Genomic DNA, 17,665 nt, shown 5'->3' on the forward strand with positions numbered 1-17,665 from the left:
GTCTGGGGCCGGCGGAAGCATTGCGAGCGCAAGGCATCGAGGTACGGCATGACCTGCCCGGCGTCGGGCAGAATCTACAGGATCATCTGGAAGTCTACGTGCAGTACGCCAGCCGCCTGCCCATCACCCTCTATTCGGCTTTCCGCCCTTGGAATCAGGCCCTGATCGGCCTGCAATGGCTGCTACTGCGTAAGGGGCTCGGCGCCACCAATCATTTCGAATCCGGCGGCTTCATCCGCAGCGAGGCCGGGGTGCGCTACCCGAACCTGCAATACCATTTCCTGCCCATGGCGATGAGCTACGATGGCAGCAGCCTCGCTCATACCCATGGCTTCCAGGCCCATGTCGGACCCATGCGCCCACAGAGCCGGGGGCGGATTTTGCTAAGCAGCGCCGACCCCAAGGCCGCGCCGCGGATTCTATTCAACTACATGGGCACCGAGCACGACCGCCGCGAGATGCGTGCCGCGATTCGACTGACCCGCGAGATCATGCATCAGGCTCCGCTCGATGCCTTCCGCAGCAAGGAGCTCGGGCCCGGCGCCGATGTGAGAAGCGATGCGGAAATCGATGCCTGGGTGCGGCGCCGCGGCGAGAGCGCCTACCATCCGGCGGGTACCTGCCGCATGGGGCACGATCCCGACGCCGTGGTGGACGGCACGGGGCGCGTGCACGGCATCGAGGGTCTGCGGGTGGTGGACGCCTCGATCATGCCGCGCGTGACCACCGGCAATCTCAACGCGCCCATCATCATGATGGCCGAGAAGCTTGCCGATGCCGTGCGCGGCGCCGAATCCCTGCCGCCACAGGACAAGCCTTGGCACGAGGCGCGCGAGTGGCAAACCGCCCAGCGTTGAGCCGCAGGCACGGCAGGCACCGGCTCAACGCGGGTTGCATTCCAGCTCCGCCAGATAGGCGAGATCCTCGGCATCGCAGCAGATGAAGGTTTCCTGCTTGCTCGCGCCCTCCGGCTCCTCGTCCCATTTCAGCAGATTGGGCTCTTGCACCGTATAGCCCATCCGGGTGCCGCCGCCATGCGCCGCAAGCGCTTCGGTCATCACGCCCCAGATGAAATCGGGGCACCATTTTATGTAGATCAGAAGCAGGCACAGGCGGGGAAGGATATCGAGGAGCCCGCCCCCCCGCGTGGCCGGAGCCAGCCAGAACTCGCCATGATAGACGACCTGCCCCTTGATGCGCTCGGCCACCGAGTGCGACACGGGCCGCCAACGCGCCGGTGCCACCGCGTCCCCGCGCATCTGGTAGAGCGAGGCCATCCAAGACATGCCCCATTGCGCGAGGCTGCTGTCGATCAAATCGATGCGCGCGCACTGCAGCGAAACCGTCTCGCCGCTGGCGTCGACGCCGTGAACCCAGAAGGCGCGGCGGCCGTCGCTGAGATCGTCGGTGCACAGCGGATCGAACATGGCCGTGACGTTTTCGTCCGGCCGCACGAGCTGTCTCACCTCGACGAACTCGCCAAAATCCGTCTTGACCGAGGCGAATACCCCGGCCGCTGCAGCGCGTTTTTCCAGATTAGCGACGGCGTGCACCGCCACCAGGGGGTCGTGAAGAGAGCGGTTCATGAAGCGTCCTGCCGATGCGGCTTGCGTTGCCACCCCGCATGAAAACGATAGCCAACCGCCCACGCGCGCGCAAGGCGTTTTCTCGGCTGCTCGCCGACTCTCTCAGGCAAGGCGGGCCGCGCGCGGTCCATCCCATTTGCCAACACCCGTATAATGCTCGCTTTACCTGACGCTCAAGAGGAACGGGCGCGACGTGCTGGTGCGATTCGACCAAGTCTCCCTGGAATTCGGCGACACGCCGTTGCTTCACGATGCCGAGTTCGCCATCGAAGCCGGCGAGCGGGTTTGTCTCATCGGCCGCAACGGTGCCGGCAAGTCCTCGCTGCTCAAACTCATCACCGGTGAGCTGGCGCCCGATAGCGGAGCCATTTACCCGGCGGAGGGCATCGACATCAGCCAGCTGGAGCAAAGCCTGCCGGCAGGCGATGCCCGCACCGTGCGCGAGGTGATCAAATCGGGGATGGCCGCAATCCAGGCGTTGGTGGACGCCTACCACGCGCGCACGACGGGCGCGCTGGATTCCCGCGGCCTACGCGAGCTCGAAGACCTGCAACATCGGCTCGAGGCCCACGGCGGCTGGCAGGTCGAGCAGCAGGTGGACACGCTCATTACGCAACTGCAGCTGCCGGCCGACAAGCGCATGGACACCCTCTCCGGTGGCTGGCGCCGGCGTGTGGCGCTGGGTAAGGCGCTGGTATCCAAGCCGGATCTGCTCCTCCTGGACGAGCCGACCAACCATCTCGACATCGGCACCATCGAATGGCTGGAACAGACGGTGCGGGATTTTCCCGGCGCCGTGCTGTTCATTACCCACGATCGCGCCTTCCTGCAAAAGCTCGCCACACGCATCGTCGAGCTGGACCGCGGGCGCCTGACCAGCTGGCCCGGCGACTACCGCAACTTCCTCGAGCAAAAGGAGCAATGGCTGGAAACCGAGGAACGCCAAAATGCGCTGTTCGATCGCAAGCTGGCGCAGGAAGAGGCTTGGATACGCCAGGGCATCAAGGCGAGACGGACCCGCAACATGGGCCGGGTACGGGCGCTCAAGGCCATGCGCGAGGCACGTGCCGCGCGCCTCGCCCCTCAGGGCACGGCGCGGCTGCGCATGGAAGACTCGGATCCGTCCGGGCGCAAGGTGATCGAGGCGCGCCACATCACTCACGGCTATCAAGGGAGCACCCTGATTCACGATTTCTCGATCAAAATCATGCGCGGCGATCGCATCGCCTTGATCGGCAACAACGGTGTCGGCAAAACAACGCTGCTGCGTATTCTGCTCGGCGAGCTCGTGCCCGACCGCGGCCATGTGAGCCTCGGCACCAATCTGGAAATTGCCTATTTCGACCAGCTGCGCACCACGCTGAACCTGGACAAGACGGTGGCCGACAACGTGGGCGAGGGCCGGGAGCACGTGCGGATCAACGGCAAGGACCGCCACATCATCGGCTACCTGCAGGACTTCCTGTTCAGCGCCCGGCGCGCCCGCCAACCCGTGCGGGCACTGTCCGGCGGCGAGCGCAACCGGATCATACTCGCCAAGCTGTTCACGCGCCCGGCCAACCTGCTGGTCATGGACGAGCCGACCAATGATCTCGACATCGAAATGCTGGAGGTATTGGAGGAACGGCTCGTGGACTATCCCGGCACGCTGCTGCTGGTAAGTCACGATCGCGCATTCGTCGACAACGTCGTGACCAGCACGCTGGCATTCGAAGGTCGCGGCCGCGTGCGCGAATATGTGGGCGGCTACAGCGACTGGCTCCGCCACGGCCACACGCTGGCGCGGGCCGACGCCGTGGAGGCGCCACGGCCCAGCATCCCGAAGACCGAGCCCGCCCCCGCGGCACCAGCGCCGAGCCCGTCCAAGCCGCGCAAGCTCAGCTACAAGCTCCAGCGCGAGCTCGATCTGCTGCCCGAGCGGATCGAGGCCCTGGAGAGCGAAGTCGGGGCATTACAGACGCGCATCGGGAACCCGGCGTTCTACGCCGAGCCCCAGGCAACGATCCAGGCGACTCTCGCCGAGCTGAGCAGCCGCCAGGCCGAGCTCGATCAGGCGGTGGAGCGCTGGGCGGAGCTGGAGGAGAGGCAAGCCGCGCCGCAGCGCGACCCAAGCCAATCGCCCGATTGAGCGCATGATCAGCCCACTCCCAGCACCTACCGAACGCTCTCCAGGCCGGGTTCTAATTTTCGCTGATCTCCTCATCGGGCTCGTCCGGCTCGGGCAGCGTATCCAGCGACCGTTCGCGTATCGAAGGCCGTCCACGTCGAACGAATCCCGATGCATGGGCCTTGTTCAAGCTGCGATCCGCCATCATATTCCTCTTACGCTATTCGTTTGCCCGCAAGCACGGGCCGGTAACTCATGGAAGTGAAATCCGCACAGCCTGCGCACGGCGATGGCATGGATCAGCTCCTGGAGCTGGTTCGCCAGGTCGCCAGAGAGAGCGGGGGAGCGTCCCGAAGCATCCGGCCGAAGCCCGGCGATCGCCTCGATCAGGACCTGGGCATCGACAGTCTGGCGCGTACCGAGCTGATCATGCGCTGCGAGCGCGAGTTCCAGGTGCGCCTGCCGGATTCGGCCGTACAGGCCGAGACACCGGAGCAGTTGCTGAAGGCCATCACCCAAGCGGGCGCCACGCCTCGCCGGCAACCAAGGCAAACGCCGCAATACCAATCGTTCGAGGAACCCGCGGGCAGCCCGGACGAGGCACAGACATTGATCGAGGCGTTCGACTGGCATGTTCAGCAACACCCGCAGCGCACGCATCTCTATATCTACGGTGACGAAGAAGAGCCGGAGCCGTTGACCTACGGCGGACTCGAGCACGCGGCCGCGGAGGTCGCCGCCGGCCTGAGTCATCGGGGCATCGGCGCCGACGATACCGTGGCACTGATGCTGCCGACCGGACGCGACTATTTCGTGAGCTTCATCGGTGTCCTGCTCGCCGGCGCGGTGCCGGTGCCGATCTATCCGCCGGCGAGGCCCGCGCAGCTCGAAGAGCACTTGCGCCGCCATGGGCGAATTCTCACCAACGCCCGTGCGCGACTGCTCATCACGGTGCCGGAGGCGCGACGGCTCGGTCAGCTGCTCAAGGCGGAGGCGCCGGAGCTGCGGGGCATCATCACCGCCGATGACCTGGCGCAGCCCGCCGCCGATCGGCCCGGCGTGGAACGCCACGCCGACGATTTGGCGCTGCTGCAGTACACATCCGGCAGCACCGGCGATCCGAAGGGGATCAGCCTGGCCCACAAGCATCTGCTCGCCAACATCCGGGCCATCGGGCGGCGTATCGATGCCAGCTCGGAGGACTTTTTCGTAAGCTGGCTGCCTCTTTACCATGACATGGGTTTGATCGGGGCGTGGTTCGGTAGCCTCTATTTCGGCTGTCCGTTGGCCGTGATGTCGCCGTTGGCGTTTCTTGCGCATCCGCTGCAATGGCTGTGGACCATTCATCGACACCGCGCCACGTTGTCCGCGTCCCCCAACTTCGGCTTCGAGCTGTGTCTGCGCGCCGCGCGCGACGGCAAGTTTGACGAGCTGGATCTCTCCAGCTGGCGGATCGCCTTCAACGGCGCCGAATCGGTCAGCCCGGCGACCCTGGAGCGCTTCTACGCCACTTTTCGCGCCAACAAGCTGCGCTGGGAGACCCAGATGCCCGTCTACGGGCTGGCCGAGGCCGCGGTCGGGCTGACCATTTCGCGTCCCGGGCGCGGCCCCTGGGTGGATGCCGTGCATCGGGAAGTGTTCACCCGCAGCGGCGAGGCGCAGGTCGCCTCGGAAAGCGACTCCAATCCGCTGCGCTTTGTCTCCTGCGGGCCGCCTCTGGACGGCTATGAAGTTCGCGTGGTGGACACCGCCGGCCGCGAACTACCGGAGCGTCAGCAGGGCACCATTCAATTCCGCGGCCCGTCCACCACGTCCGGCTACTACCGCAACCCCCGGCTGAGCGCCGGCCTCTTTCGCGGCTCGTGGCTCGATTCCGGTGACCTCGGCTATCTTGCCAAGGGCGAGCTGTTCGTCACCGGGCGGGTGAAAGACATGATCGTGCGGGCCGGGCGTAACGTTTACCCCCACGAGGTGGAACAGGCGGTTGGCGAGCTGGAAGGGGTCAGGAAGGGCTGCGTTGCCGTCTTTGCCAGCCCGGAGGAGGAAACGGGCACCGAGCAACTGATCGTCGTTGCGGAAACCCATGAGCAGAACTCGGAGCGCCGCCAGGCGATGGAGCGCCAGATCGCCGAGCGTGTCACCCAGATCGCGGGCATTCCTCCGGATGACGTGCAACTGCCTCCTCCCCATAGCATTTTGAAGACTTCCAGCGGCAAGATCCGCCGCGGCGCCACCCGCGAGCTCTACGAGAGCAACCGCCTCGGCGAGCGCGGCCGCTCGGTGCGGTGGCAGGTCGCGCGTCTCGGCGCCATGGCGGCCGTCTCGCGCCTGAGCCAGCACCTCAAAGGGGCGAAGGCGCGCCTCTACGCCGGCTACGCGTGGGGGGTTTTTGGCCTGGTCGCGCTGCCCACGTGGCTGGCCGTGGCGCTGCTGCCGCGTCGACGCTGGCGCTGGGCGATAGCGCGCCAGACGTTGCGCGCGGTGCCGGCGCTACTCGGCATCCGCATGGAGATCACCGGGCTCGGAAACGTCCCACGCGATCGGCACGTGGTATTCGTCTCCAATCATGCCAGCTACATCGACCCTTTCGTCCTGACAGCGATCCTGCCAACGCCATTTCGCTTCCTCGCCAAGCGCGAGCTCCAGTCCAGCTTCTTTGCCCGCGTGCTGCTCGAGCGCATGGGCACCCTCATGGTGGAGCGATTCGATTGGCAGCGCGCCCGAGAGGAGGCCGAGCGCGCCGAGCAGGTCCTGCGCGCGGGCGACTCGCTCGCCTTCTTCCCGGAAGGCACGTTCACCCGCATCCCGGGCGTGCGGCGCTTCCATTTGGGTGCGTTTCAGGTCGCCGCCCGCTCGGCGACTCCGGTCATACCGATTGCTCTGTCCGGCAGTCGTTCGCTGCTGCGTGGTACCGAATGGTTTCCGCGCCGGCGGCGACTGCGGATCAGCTTGGGGCCGCCGATCGCGCCAGGCGGCGATGACTGGCAGGAAATCACGCGACTGAGGGACGAGGCGCGGGCTTTCATCGTTTCCGAATGTGGCGAGCCTGATTTGCTGGAGCACTGACTGAAACCGCCGCGGTCTCATCCGCGGGGCCGTTCGGGGTGAACCGCCGCGCCAGCGCCGCTCGAATAACAACCCTGCCGATCGCGCGCGACCGGAGGCGGGCGCGCGACAATGGCCTCGCGGCGGCCCGAAGATGCGATCAAAAACGTCAGCTCCTGCCGGCCAGGTGCGCCTGCAGACGTTGTTCCCAGACGGCCAGGTTGCGCCGCGCCTCGACCACGTAGGCGGTCCGTTTGAGCAACCACAGCATGATCCGGCTGAGCACGACCGCGCGACGGCGCATCGGCCGCTCGACGTCGAGCAGCAGGACCGCGCGTTCCTCGGCGGTGTTGTTGTGGACCTCGTGCGGGTACCGGTCATCGAATACAAAGGCGCGCCCGCTCTCCCAGACACAACGCACATCGCCCACGTCCATGTAGCATTGTTCGCACTCGCGCGGGATGATCAACCCAAGATGACAGCGGATCAGGCTCTTGGTCACGCCCCGGTGACGAGGCACGTGCTTGCCCGGCGCCAGAATGGAGAAAAACGCCGTTTGCAACCGCGGTATGCGCTGCAGCACGGCCGTGGTTTTGGGGCAAAGCTCGCAGTTCACCTCCGAGCGGTAGCCGAAACCGTAGAGGATGAAAGTTCGCCACTGATCGTCAGGAGAGATCCGATATTGGTCGGCCGAGACGTCCTGGAATCGAGGAATGTGCTCACGGAAGCGCAGGATTTCATCGAGCTCGGCGCGAATATCGCGCCAATTCGCCTCCAGCTCCGCCACCCACGGAAACGCCTCGGCGTCGAGCACCGGCTGATCGGGCACCAGAGAGTTCGCCGCGATGTAGCGATCGATTCGCCGCAGGATCCGCTTGCCCAGGCTACGCACCGATCGGCGCCGTGCCGCTCGCAACGCGGCAAGCATGCCACCCGCATTCATCTCTCCGACATTTGCCATGATTCCGTCCCAACCCGCGTTGCCAGCGATGATCATGTCTCAGTCCCCGCGAACCCTGGCCTTGGGGCCGCGCCCGGCGAGCAAGACATCATACAATGAGGCCGGCAGCAACCGACAGACACTGGCCGCCAGCACCAACGGCCAGGGGAAAGCATAGCGCGGCTTGCCGACCAGTATAGCCTGATGCATCCGGGCGGTCGCCGCCTCCAGTTCGAGCTCGAAGGGCCGGTATTTGCGCTTGGGCTTGCTGCGCACGAACCCGGGCAGGAGCAAGGTCACTTGAACCCCGCGCGGGCGCAGTTCCACGCGCAGGCCCTCCATCATGTTGCTGAGCGCGGCCTTGGCCGCCGAGTATCCTGCCGCGCCCGGCAGGCCACGGTAACCGGCCACGCTGCCCATGGCGACGATGTGCCCCGCCCGCCGTGCCAGCATGCCCGGCAGAACCGCCTCGATGCAGTTTGCCGTGCTCATCACATTCACGCTCAGCGCACGATCGATGTGCGCGGCCGAGAACGTATCGACCCCGCGACGCTCACCGCCGCCGACATTGGCGACCAAGCGGGTGACGGGGCCGAGCGTCGACTCCACCGTGCGTACCGCGCCGCAAACGCTCGCCGCCTCCGTGACGTCGCAGGCAATCGCCAAGGCCGTGCCGCCGGAGCGCTCGATCTCCAGCGCGAGCTCGTCGAGCAAGGGCTTGCGGCGCGCGACCAGCGCCACCGCATGGCCCTCTTGGGCGATGCGGCGCGCCAGGCTGCGACCGATTCCGGATGACGCCCCGGTAATGAGAGAAACCGCCTTGCCCGTGCCGATCTGTGTAGGGATAGAGCGCTACTCCTCTGATTGCCTGGCCCGCCCCGCCAAAATGCGGTCGAGATGGCCCGCGAACGTCTGCCGATCCCGCTGGCTCAGCGGTGCCGGCCCACCGGTGTCGATTCCGCTACCGCGCAACGTGTCCATGAAGTCGCGCATCGTCAGCCTGGCTTTGATGTTCTCCGGCGTATAGTGCTCACCACGAGGGTCGAGGGCGTGCCCTCCCTTTGCGATCACCTCGGCGGCGAGCGGGATATCGGCCGTTATCACCAGATCGTCCGCCTCCAAATGCCGCAAAATCTCGCGGTCGGCCCCGTCGAAACCCGGTGCGACCTGAATCGATCTGACAAACCGCGAGCGCCGCGTCGGCACCGCCTGATTGGCAACGAAGGTAAGCGGCAGCTCGGCACGCTCCGCGGCGCGTATCAGTATCGCTTTGATCACCTTCGGGCAGGCGTCCGCATCGACCCATATTCTCACGGTGAACATCCCTCCCGCGGGCGATCCCGTCGATGCGCACCGAGCGCTCGCTCACTGAGCGGGCGTGCGCTGCGAGACCACCGCGCAATGTATCGTTTCAGAGAAACACACTATGTCCTTCAGGGACAGCTCCGTTCGCCGCGTTCGCGAAGTAGGCTAGAATCGAGCTTTGGTGTGCGATCCGAAACCGCTCGTGGGAGCGTTGAGCGCATGGCGTGCGCGCCTGTGGATCGGACCCCACCGCAAAACCAGGGAGACGGTGCATGCCCGGCAAACCCGAAATCGAGTATAGCGAGGCGCTGAGTAGCCACCGTCATTACAGCAACCTGCGATATACCATACTCGGGGTATTCGCGGCGCTGTTCGTCGGCGTGGTCGCGCTGGCGGCCGGAGGCCGCGGCGTATTGCCGGATCCGGCGTGGCTGCGCGCGGCTCAGGGATTCCTTCTGCTGCTCTCCGTGGCCTTCTGGGCCTTCGAGGAAGGTATCGACGGCTATTTGCGCTCGCTGAGCCGGCGCGTCATCGCGCTGGAAGCCTCACTGGATTACGCCCTTTTCTCGTCGCGCCCACGCTGGGCGAACTGGCTCGCCATCCCGGCGACCCGCGCGCCGTACTTGCTGGGAATCCTGTTGTCCATCGCGTTTCTTCTGCGTCAGACGTAGGGCGAGCCCGATAATTGCGCTATCCATCCGGCCCGGTACACTTCGGCTTGCCGGATCGCCGATTGCACTGTGGCAGAGGCAAAGGCGTGGACACGGGCCTGATATTCAAGCGCCCGCCACAGCGGCGTTTCAAGATGGGAAGTCGCCGCGATAGGTTCTGAATGGCTTCGAAATTCAATGCGCTAGGGTTCTTGATCCGCTTCGTGGCCGCGCTGATACTGGTCTTCGCGACCTATAACCCGGAGCGGTTCTCCTATTTCCACTGGGTGCTCGGCAGCCGCGATCCCGAGGAGTGGGCATTGAAGGCCTTTGTCGGCGTCGTGCTGCTGATCGGTTGGACGATCTTTCTGCGGGCGACGCTGCGCTCCCTCGGGCTGATCGGCAGCGCACTCGCGGCAGCCTTCTTCGGCACCTTGCTGTGGCTGGTGATCGATATGGGCTGGGTGGCCGCCGACAACCGCCCCCTGATGAGCTACCTGGCGTTGATCGCGCTGGCGGCCGTGTTGTCCACCGGCCTGTCCTGGTCGCACATTCGCCGGCGCCTGAGCGGTCAGGTGGATGTCGACGACGTCGATGAATGAGGGTGCGAAGCGCAGCCGGTGCCTGAGACAGACCGCCCGGCGTCGCGATGGCGGGGCGCCGCCGCTTACATGAAAACCGACTCAGTGGGCATAGGCGACAGTCAAGAATGCCGCGCGCCAAAAGAGGGCCGAATGAAACAAGCGCATGACATAATCATCAGCCAGCTGGCCGGATTGATCCTGCTGCTCGGGGTGGCGAGCGCGCCCCAGGCCGAGCCCATCATCCGTACCGATCAACAAAACCCAGGGCCGGTGGCCGGTACGAACGGCGGCGTGCGCTTCGGCCAGTCGTTTACTCCCACGCTGCCAGCCCTGGATGCGATCGAATTTCTCATGGCCGGCCTCGGCCAGACGGTCGTGGTGAACATATTCGACGGCGTGGCTGGCGCCGACGGGCTGGGCGCACCCCTCCTTGCCACATCGAATCCCGTAACGGTGTTCACGCTGAGTGGCCATCGCAACGTGCACTTCGATTTCCCCGACCGTGTCGGGCTGACCCCGGGGCAGCGCTATGTCGCGGCGCTCTCCACCGCCGGCGGTATCGAAGGCGTGAGTTGGACCACGGGGAACGCCTACGGTGGCGGCCAATTCCTGCAGGAGGGTTTCGCCGCGGGTAATTTCTCCGAGCAGGATCTGATCTTCGCGGAAGGCCTGACCCGCCCGATCCCGCTGCCCGGCGCGGCCTGGCTGTTGGCGCTCGGATTCGCGGGAATCGGCCTCGCCGGCCGCCAAGGCACCGCCCGGCGCGGCTGACTGGCCCGTCAAGTCACGGCGGCCCGGCGCTTGAACTCCGGCTTGTCCCAAGAGCGGTTCGCCATGATACGGCGCAGCGCCGCCACCGCATCCCAGATATCGACGTAGCGCACATAAAGCGGCGAGAAGCCGAAGCGCAGGATATCCGGGGCGCGGAAATCGCCGATGACGCCCGCGGCGATCAGCGCCTGAACAATGGCATAGCCCTGGGGGTGGCGAAAGGCGATCTGGCTGCCGCGCACCGCCGAGTCGCGCGGACAGGCGCGTTCGAAGCCGAATCCCGCGCACTCCTGCTCCAGCAATGCCAGGTACAAGTCGCCCAGACGCCGGGACTTCTCGCGCACCTGCCGCAGGTCCACCTTCAGCAGCAGATCGACACCGGCCTCGAGCGCGGCGAGCCCCAGCACCGGGGGCGTCCCGACGAGGTGGCGCTCGATTCCGGCGGCCGGTCGATAATCCGCTGCGAACTCGAATGGCGCGGCATGCCCCATCCAGCCGGCGATGCTCGCCGGCGCGTGAGCTTGATGGCGCCGGGCGATGAAAAGATAGGCAGGCGCGCCGGGGCCACCGTTTAAGTATTTATAACTACAGCCCACGGCCATATCGACGCCTGCGGCATTGAGCTCCACGGGCATCGCGCCGGCGCTGTGGCTGAGATCCCAGAGCGCGAGCGCGCCCTGGGCCTGCGCTTGATGCGTCAGCGTGGTCAGATCATGCACTCGCCCGCTGCGGTAATCGACCTGGGTGAGCGCCAGTACCGCAACGTCCTCGTCCAGGGCGTCGGGCAACGCGTCCCTGTCCACCAGGCGCAGCTCGTGGCCTTGATCGAGCAGCTCGATGAGGCCCTGGATAATGTAGAGATCGGTGGGAAAATTGCGAGCCTCGGAGACGATGACTTTTCTTCCCGGACGCAGGCGCAACGCCGCGGCGAGCAGCTTGAAGAGGTTGATCGAGGTCGAGTCGGCGGCGATCACTTCATCGTCATGCGCCCCGATGAGGCGCGCGATCTTCGCACCAATCCGCCGCGGCATGCCAATCCAGTCATTGCAGTTCCAGGATCGGATCAGGTCGTTGCCCCATTGCGCCCGCACCAGCTCGTCGAGGCGCTGCCGCGTGCCGCGCGGCAGCGCCCCGAGCGAATTGCCGTCGAGATAGACGACGCCGCCCGGCAGTTCGAAGCGCTCGTGAAAGGCGCCGAGCGGATCGTCGCCATCGCGGCGCTCGCAATCGTCCCGGGTCAGGCTCTGCATCAGCTCATCTCCCGCGCCCGCGTTCGGTTTACCGCGCGAAGCAGTCGACTTCGCTACGCTCTAAGCAATCGGCTCCTAGCGGCACAATTGCGTGAAGAGCGAACCTGGCAACTCAACACACTTATAGCATCGCCATCCACGGCGGCGCAGGTAATACCCCCGCGCCACCGGCCAAGGCGCACCGCATCCGGCAAAGTCTCAGGGCAATACTCGCCGAAGGCGCCGCCCTGCTCGCCGCCGACGCCACGGCGCTCGACGCTGTCGTGCACTGCACGCGCTTGCTCGAGGATGATCCGCTCTACAACGCCGGTTACGGAAGCGTCCCCAACTCGGCGGGGCGCTTCGAGCTGGAGGCGTGCGTGATGCAGGGCCGCACGCTTGATGCCGGTGCCGTGACCTACGTCGGGAGCATCCGCAACCCGGTCGAGCTGGCGCGGCGAATCATGGAGAACACCCCGCATGTCATGCTCGCCGGTCAGGGTGCCGTCGAGTTCGCCGCGGCCAATGGGATTGCAACCGTTGCCCAGGAATATTTCCAGGCGGGCTGGGACAAGCATTGCACGACGGAGGAGACGCCCGACGGCACGGTCGGCGCGGTGGCCCGGGATCGCGCCGGCAACCTTGCCGCGGCCACCTCAACCGGAGGACAAAAGGGCAAGCTCCCGGGCCGGGTGGGCGACAGCCCGCTGATCGGCGCCGGCAACTATGCCGACAACGGGGGCTGCGCCATTTCCTGCACCGGTTCGGGCGAGGATTTCATCCGCACGGCCCTGGCCTCGTTCATCAACTTCCTGATCGGCCAGCAGGGGCTCGCGGCGCAGACGGCGGCGCGGCTCGGCGCTGAACATCTGGTAGCGAAGGTCAATGGCAACGGCGGTTTTATTCTGATCGATCGCGTCGGAAATATTGCCACGGCGCAATCGAGTGCCTACCTGCATTGCGGTTGGGTCGAGCACGGCGGCCGTGCGAGAACCGCCCTGCGCTCGCCCATACGGATCGCCCGCGTGGGGGGCTGACCAAGGTGCCAGCCAGGCGACACTCGCACCGTACGACAAAATCGTCGGAAGCGATATTCCAGCCGAAGGCTGGCCCGAAGGGCGCAGGACAGGATGCCCGAAGCAACATGGCGTGTGCGCCGCGCCAGCACGGTGGGATCATCGAAGGCAACCGGCGCGAGGCGATACGGTGGCGACCGCCAGCTCCGTTCAGCCGCCTCCCCTCGTCCCATGACGACGCAAGCCCACATACAGGCTCCGGCACATGATCAGGATGATCACCACGAACGGCAGCCCGGCGATGGTGGCGACTGCCTGCAGGGCCTTGAGACCCCCGGCTACCAGGAGCACGGCGGCGACCACCCCTTCCAGGGTGGCCCAGAACACCCGCGTAGCCGTCGGCGGCTCCGGGTCGCCGCCGGAGGTGATGATGTCGATCACCAGCGAGCCGGAATCCGAGGACGTGATGAAAAAGATCGCCACGGCAATCACCAACAACGTCATGCTGATCAGGGCGATCCAGTGCGGGATCTCGAAGGATTCGAGCAGAGCAAAGGACCCCAGGGCGACGTTGGCCTGCACCCTCTCAACCAACCCCCCGCCCTCGTAGAGCTCGTGATAAAGGGCGGAGCCTCCCATGACCGTCAGCCACAGAATGGACACCGCGGTTGGCATCAGCAGCACGCCGAGCATGTATTCTCGCAAAGTCCGGCCGCGCGAGATCCGGGCGATGAACATGCCGACGAACGGCGACCAGGAAACCCACCAGGCGAAATAGAAAAGCGTCCAGCGATTCTGCCAGCCTCCCCCCTCCGGGGGCTCGAAAGCCTCCGCGTAGGTACCACGACTGGGCAGTTGCGGAAGATAATCGCCCACGCTCTGCACCAGGGCGTGCAGGAGGAACTGGGTCGGCCCCACGATAAAGAGCACATAAAGGGTCAGCGTAGCGCCAATCACGATCGCCAGCTTGGAAAGCTTCTGGATACCGGCGGACAGACCGCTCACCACCGAGGCGGTGGCCACAGCGGTGATACCGGCGATCAAGCCCAGCTGCATCCCCACGTTGTTGGGCACGCCAAATGTTTGCTCCAAGCCGGTGTTGACCTGCTTAACGCCCAAACCGAGAGAGACGGCCACGCCGAACAGGGTGCCGGCCACGGCCACCACATCGATGGTATTGCCGATGGGACCATGCACCCGCTTGCCCAGCATCGGCTCGAAGGCCGAGCGCACGGTCATCGGCAAACCCCGGTTATAGCAGAAGAAACCGAGAGCCAACCCCATCAGGCCATACATGGCCCAGCCGTGGAGGCCCCAGTGAAAATAGCTGTGCACCAGGGCATCACGTGCGGCCTGCACGGTGCCCGGCTCGCCGAAAGGCGGCTCCGCGAAAAAGCTCAGCGGCTCCGCCACTCCGTAAAACAATAGACCAACGCCGGTACCGGCGGCGAATAGCATCGAGTACCAGCCCCAGTTCGAAAACTCCGGCCGTGTGTGCTCGCCCCCGAGACGTATCTGGCCAAAGCGGCTGAAGATCAGATAGACGGCGAACACGAGAAAGACGTTCATCGCCACCAGGTAAAACCAGCCCAGGTTGTCGGCGATCGCCAGTTGCGCCGTTTTGGCGGCCGACTCGAGCCGTGCGGGCGCAAACGCGCCGAAAGCCACCAGGGCCAAAATCAACACGGCCGCCGGCAAGAAAACACCCCGATGCACCGCCATGCCCAGCACGTGACTCCGCTCTGCGCTGCCGTAGCGATTCTTGTTATGCGTGTAATCGGACAAATCAGCACCTCCGGAGTTGTGCTAATGCTACGGATAGCCGGCTGAGCCGATTAGCCCCGTTTTGGAGTCGCCCGCGCGTAGGTTGATCGACGGCGGTTCGACCGGCCCTAAAGTAGGGTGCGCACCGTCCACAGCTCGGGGAAGAAACGCAGGTCGAGCACTTTTTTCAGGTAACCGACCCCCGAGGATCCACCGGTGCCACGCTTGAAGCCGATGATGCGCTCCACCGTCTTCATATGCTCGAAGCGCCAGCGCTGGAAGGCGTGCTCGAGATCGACGAGCTTCTCGGCGAGCTCATAGAGATCCCAATGATCCTCGACATTGTGGTAGACGCTCTGCCACGCCGCCTCGACCAGCGGGTCGGCCTCATAGGGCTCGCTCCACTCGCGAGCGAGCTTTCGCGAAGGAATCGGCAGTCCACGGCGATGCAGCAGCGCAAGTGTCTCATCGTATAAACTCGGACGCTCCAAGGCCTCTCGCAGGCGGGTATGTACCTGCGGATCGTTGCGGTGGACCTCGATCATGCGAGCGTTCTTGTTGCCCAGCAGGAATTCGATCAGCCGGTACTGGTAGGACTGAATACCGGAGCTGTGACCAAGCGTGTCGCGAAAGCTCAAGTAGTCCGCCGGGGTCAATGTGGCCAGCACGCTCCACGACTGAATGAGCTGGCGCTGGATAGCGGCGACCCGGGCGAGCATTTTGAAAGCCGGCCCGAGCCGGTCCTCGCGCACGCAGCCCAGAGCGGCGGAGAGCTCGAAGACGACGAGCTTCATCCAGAGCTCGCTCGCCTGGTGGATAGTAATAAACAGCATCTCGTCATGCTGGCTTGACAGCGGCTTCTGGCAATCCAGCAAGCGATCCAGGCAGAGGTACTGCCCGTAGGACATCTCCTCGCTGAAATCCCAGTGGATCGCCTCCTCACCGAGGTCAACGGTCTGCCTGTGCGAACCGGACCCCTGTCCGACCTTGCTCATAACGCCTTCCTCCCGCTCCCCGTGGCGCGGCGCGTCCGGCGGCGCTGCGGGTGGCCGTTCGTTTGCCGAGCCGAGGCGTACCCGATTTAAGTCGAGACGCCTCATCAGTCTAGGCCCAAAGCCGCCGCGCTCGAAATGCCGGGGGCTTGTCCTGCCGTTCGCGGGCCGTCGATCACTTCGTGCATGCCCCGTTACGGTGCACGGGCGCACAAAACGAGGGCAGATCTTGCGCTGAGAATGCCGCAACGCAGCGACTCACTGCCGCATAAGCGACAGCCGGTGCCGCTTCAGGCCGTGCGGAAAGGCTTGGCACGGCATTTGTTTACATTTAAGTCAGTCAAGGCGAATCGCGATTCGCTTTAATCGGTCGGCCAGAGCGCCAAAACCCGTAGCGGCTTGCCGACCCCGGATTTCTCAAACAAGCAGGAGTCGTATCATGGACAAGCAAATGAGTCGCATCGTGGATAATCAATCGAGTCGCGTCGTGGAGATGCAGACGAGTCGCCTCATGGACAAGCAAGCCATGCGCTCAGCCATCATCGAGGCCAAGGCCAGAAAAGGCCTTACCTGGGAACAGCTCGGTGAGGTCATCGGCATGTCCCCCGTCTGGACCGCTTCGGCCTGTCTGGGTGAGAACAGCATGCCGGAGGATCTCGCCAACGAGATCTGCCACACGCTGGACCTCCCCGCAGAGGTCGCCACGGCGCTGCAGGAATGTCCGCTCAAGGGCAGCAGCATCACCGAGACCGTGCCGCGCGATCCGCTGATCTATCGCTTCTACGAGGTGATGACGGTCTATGGAGAGAGCATCAAGCAAGTCATTCACGAGAAATTCGGCGACGGCATCATGAGCGCCATCGACTTCACCCTCGACGTCGACGTGGAAAAGGATCCCAAGGGCGACCGGGTGGTATTGGTCTGGAACGGCAAGTTCCTGCCGTACAAGCGCTGGTAACCGTGACGAGGGCAGCAGCGGCCCATCCGCGGCCGGCAACGGTGACGGATGGGCCGGTTGCTAGGCCCCGCCAAGGGCCGTGGCTATGTCGGGGACAGGCGCGCGGCGAGTAACCCGGGAGCTGGAAGGTGATGGCATTGTCCCCTTGGTCCTGGACATAAAAACGTCCTGGACATAAAAACCGTACCAATTCTGCCGAGCGCCGAAACTCCCCGTGGGCGGCACTCGGGATGCTTTGTACCCCTCGTTGACCGAGGTGCCGTAGACGGGATTGAAAATATTGATAGTCCCCGTCACGAAAGGCGCGCCGTCGAAGAAGCGGGAGCCGAACTGCTGCGAGAGCGTAATGGCTGCTGCTCTGCGGTCGTTTGGTGACGAGATTGACCAGGCCGCCCGGCTCGATGTTGCCGTACAGTATCGCCGCCGGGCCTTTCAGCACCTCCACCCGTTACACATTGGCCAGAGGCTGGCGCGTATCCCGGGTGAGAAAACCATCTGGCGTTGCGTATCCCGCGTTGGAAAGCCGCGAAGCAGAAATCCTTCCCGATAGCCGAAGTTGAACTGGGGAACCACCCCGCTCACGTTTTTCACGGCATCTTGCACATCGATGCTCTGCTGCTCTTGGAGCACCTGCGCCGGCACGACCTGGATCGACACCGGTGTTTCCATGATCGGGGTATCGGTCTTGGTAGCGGTCGAGGCGTTCACGGCGCTATAG

At 64.9% G+C, this 17,665-nt stretch carries 17 protein-coding genes; 8 read left to right on the plus strand and 9 right to left on the minus strand.

All coding sequences use genetic code 11. The annotated features are described in order from the left end of the window. Positions 1-857: GMC oxidoreductase (locus tag AC52Q4_RS03475; RefSeq protein WP_495535411.1), on the plus strand; the 857-nt coding region annotated here is incomplete at its 5' end. A gap of 24 nt (positions 858-881) precedes the next feature. Here the strand turns inward: AC52Q4_RS03475 and AC52Q4_RS03480 are convergent. Next, on the minus strand, positions 882-1,559 hold the full coding sequence (locus AC52Q4_RS03480) for a hypothetical protein (RefSeq protein WP_495535412.1): 678 nt from the start codon (positions 1,557-1,559) through the stop codon (positions 882-884). Positions 1,560-1,779: 220 nt separating this feature from the next. On the opposite strand from AC52Q4_RS03480, the gene AC52Q4_RS03485 reads away from it, so the two are divergent. Then, the gene (locus AC52Q4_RS03485; protein ID WP_495535413.1) at positions 1,780-3,714 is read left to right on the plus strand and encodes an ATP-binding cassette domain-containing protein; all 1,935 of its coding nucleotides are present in this window, start codon (positions 1,780-1,782) and stop codon (positions 3,712-3,714) included. Between the two features lie 52 nt (positions 3,715-3,766). Here AC52Q4_RS03485 and AC52Q4_RS03490 read toward each other — a convergent pair whose 3' ends face one another. Next, a complete protein-coding gene (locus AC52Q4_RS03490) occupies positions 3,767-3,898 on the minus strand; it encodes a hypothetical protein (protein WP_495535414.1) in 132 nt (43 codons plus the stop codon). Between the two features lie 50 nt (positions 3,899-3,948). Between AC52Q4_RS03490 and AC52Q4_RS03495 the strand changes: the two genes are divergently transcribed. After that, a complete protein-coding gene (locus AC52Q4_RS03495; RefSeq protein ID WP_495535415.1) occupies positions 3,949-6,759 on the plus strand; it encodes an AMP-binding protein in 2,811 nt (936 codons plus the stop codon). 148 nt (positions 6,760-6,907) lie between these two features. On the opposite strand, the gene AC52Q4_RS03500 is transcribed toward AC52Q4_RS03495, so the two are convergent. Genes AC52Q4_RS03500 through AC52Q4_RS03510 form a run of 3 tightly spaced genes read right to left on the minus strand, consistent with a single transcriptional unit; the run spans position 6,908 to position 8,992 of the window. Then, complete coding sequence (locus AC52Q4_RS03500; RefSeq protein WP_495535416.1) at positions 6,908-7,735, minus strand: aspartyl/asparaginyl beta-hydroxylase domain-containing protein; 828 nt, start codon at positions 7,733-7,735, stop codon at positions 6,908-6,910. Between the two features lie 3 nt (positions 7,736-7,738). Then, on the minus strand, positions 7,739-8,524 hold the full coding sequence (locus tag AC52Q4_RS03505) for an SDR family NAD(P)-dependent oxidoreductase (RefSeq protein WP_495535425.1): 786 nt from the start codon (positions 8,522-8,524) through the stop codon (positions 7,739-7,741). 6 nt (positions 8,525-8,530) lie between these two features. Beyond that, positions 8,531-8,992 (minus strand): YaiI/YqxD family protein, encoded by a 462-nt coding sequence (locus tag AC52Q4_RS03510; RefSeq protein WP_495535417.1) that lies wholly within the window; start codon positions 8,990-8,992, stop codon positions 8,531-8,533. A 263-nt stretch (positions 8,993-9,255) separates the two neighbouring features. Between AC52Q4_RS03510 and AC52Q4_RS03515 the strand changes: the two genes are divergently transcribed. From AC52Q4_RS03515 to AC52Q4_RS03525, 3 genes are all read left to right on the plus strand, one after another. Further along, the gene (locus tag AC52Q4_RS03515) at positions 9,256-9,654 is read left to right on the plus strand and encodes a hypothetical protein (RefSeq protein WP_495535418.1); all 399 of its coding nucleotides are present in this window, start codon (positions 9,256-9,258) and stop codon (positions 9,652-9,654) included. A 191-nt stretch (positions 9,655-9,845) separates the two neighbouring features. After that, positions 9,846-10,235, plus strand: a complete 390-nt coding sequence (locus AC52Q4_RS03520; protein WP_495535419.1) for a DUF6524 family protein — start codon at positions 9,846-9,848, stop codon at positions 10,233-10,235. A 132-nt stretch (positions 10,236-10,367) separates the two neighbouring features. After that, positions 10,368-10,988 carry a hypothetical protein gene (locus AC52Q4_RS03525; RefSeq protein WP_495535420.1) on the plus strand — a complete coding sequence of 207 codons (621 nt, stop codon included), beginning with the start codon at positions 10,368-10,370 and terminating at the stop codon, positions 10,986-10,988. An 8-nt stretch (positions 10,989-10,996) separates the two neighbouring features. Here AC52Q4_RS03525 and kynU read toward each other — a convergent pair whose 3' ends face one another. Continuing rightward, positions 10,997-12,238 carry a kynureninase gene (gene kynU, locus AC52Q4_RS03530; RefSeq protein ID WP_495535421.1) on the minus strand — a complete coding sequence of 414 codons (1,242 nt, stop codon included), beginning with the start codon at positions 12,236-12,238 and terminating at the stop codon, positions 10,997-10,999. A gap of 134 nt (positions 12,239-12,372) precedes the next feature. On the opposite strand from kynU, the gene AC52Q4_RS03535 reads away from it, so the two are divergent. Continuing rightward, a complete protein-coding gene (locus tag AC52Q4_RS03535) occupies positions 12,373-13,254 on the plus strand; it encodes an isoaspartyl peptidase/L-asparaginase family protein (protein ID WP_495535426.1) in 882 nt (293 codons plus the stop codon). Between the two features lie 189 nt (positions 13,255-13,443). Here the strand turns inward: AC52Q4_RS03535 and AC52Q4_RS03540 are convergent, their stop codons facing one another. Then, on the minus strand, positions 13,444-15,018 hold the full coding sequence (locus AC52Q4_RS03540) for a BCCT family transporter (RefSeq protein WP_495535422.1): 1,575 nt from the start codon (positions 15,016-15,018) through the stop codon (positions 13,444-13,446). Positions 15,019-15,125: 107 nt separating this feature from the next. Then, positions 15,126-15,992: a tryptophan 2,3-dioxygenase gene (kynA, locus tag AC52Q4_RS03545; protein WP_495535423.1), complete on the minus strand. Its 867-nt coding sequence runs from the start codon at positions 15,990-15,992 to the stop codon at positions 15,126-15,128. Between the two features lie 508 nt (positions 15,993-16,500). Between kynA and cynS the strand changes: the two genes are divergently transcribed. Next, positions 16,501-16,947 carry a cyanase gene (cynS, locus tag AC52Q4_RS03550; RefSeq protein WP_495535427.1) on the plus strand — a complete coding sequence of 149 codons (447 nt, stop codon included), beginning with the start codon at positions 16,501-16,503 and terminating at the stop codon, positions 16,945-16,947. 432 nt (positions 16,948-17,379) lie between these two features. On the opposite strand, the gene AC52Q4_RS03555 is transcribed toward cynS, so the two are convergent. Beyond that, the coding region (locus AC52Q4_RS03555) for a TonB-dependent receptor plug domain-containing protein (protein ID WP_495535424.1) at positions 17,380-17,665 on the minus strand (286 nt) is incomplete at its 5' end.

The organism is Nitrococcus sp., assembly GCF_059432795.1.

Excerpts from the sequence above, each read along its gene's own strand:
- AC52Q4_RS03490 (WP_495535414.1), bottom strand. The coding sequence starts at position 3,898 with ATGGCGGATCGCAGCTTGAACAAGGCCCATGCATCGGGATTCGTTCGA.
- AC52Q4_RS03495 (WP_495535415.1), top strand. The coding sequence starts at position 3,949 with ATGGAAGTGAAATCCGCACAGCCTGCGCACGGCGATGGCATGGATCAG.
- AC52Q4_RS03500 (WP_495535416.1), bottom strand. The coding sequence starts at position 7,735 with ATGATCATCGCTGGCAACGCGGGTTGGGACGGAATCATGGCAAATGTC.
- AC52Q4_RS03515 (WP_495535418.1), top strand. The coding sequence starts at position 9,256 with ATGCCCGGCAAACCCGAAATCGAGTATAGCGAGGCGCTGAGTAGCCAC.
- AC52Q4_RS03525 (WP_495535420.1), top strand. The coding sequence starts at position 10,368 with ATGAAACAAGCGCATGACATAATCATCAGCCAGCTGGCCGGATTGATC.
- kynU (WP_495535421.1), bottom strand. The coding sequence starts at position 12,238 with ATGCAGAGCCTGACCCGGGACGATTGCGAGCGCCGCGATGGCGACGAT.
- kynA (WP_495535423.1), bottom strand. The coding sequence starts at position 15,992 with ATGAGCAAGGTCGGACAGGGGTCCGGTTCGCACAGGCAGACCGTTGAC.
- cynS (WP_495535427.1), top strand. The coding sequence starts at position 16,501 with ATGGACAAGCAAGCCATGCGCTCAGCCATCATCGAGGCCAAGGCCAGA.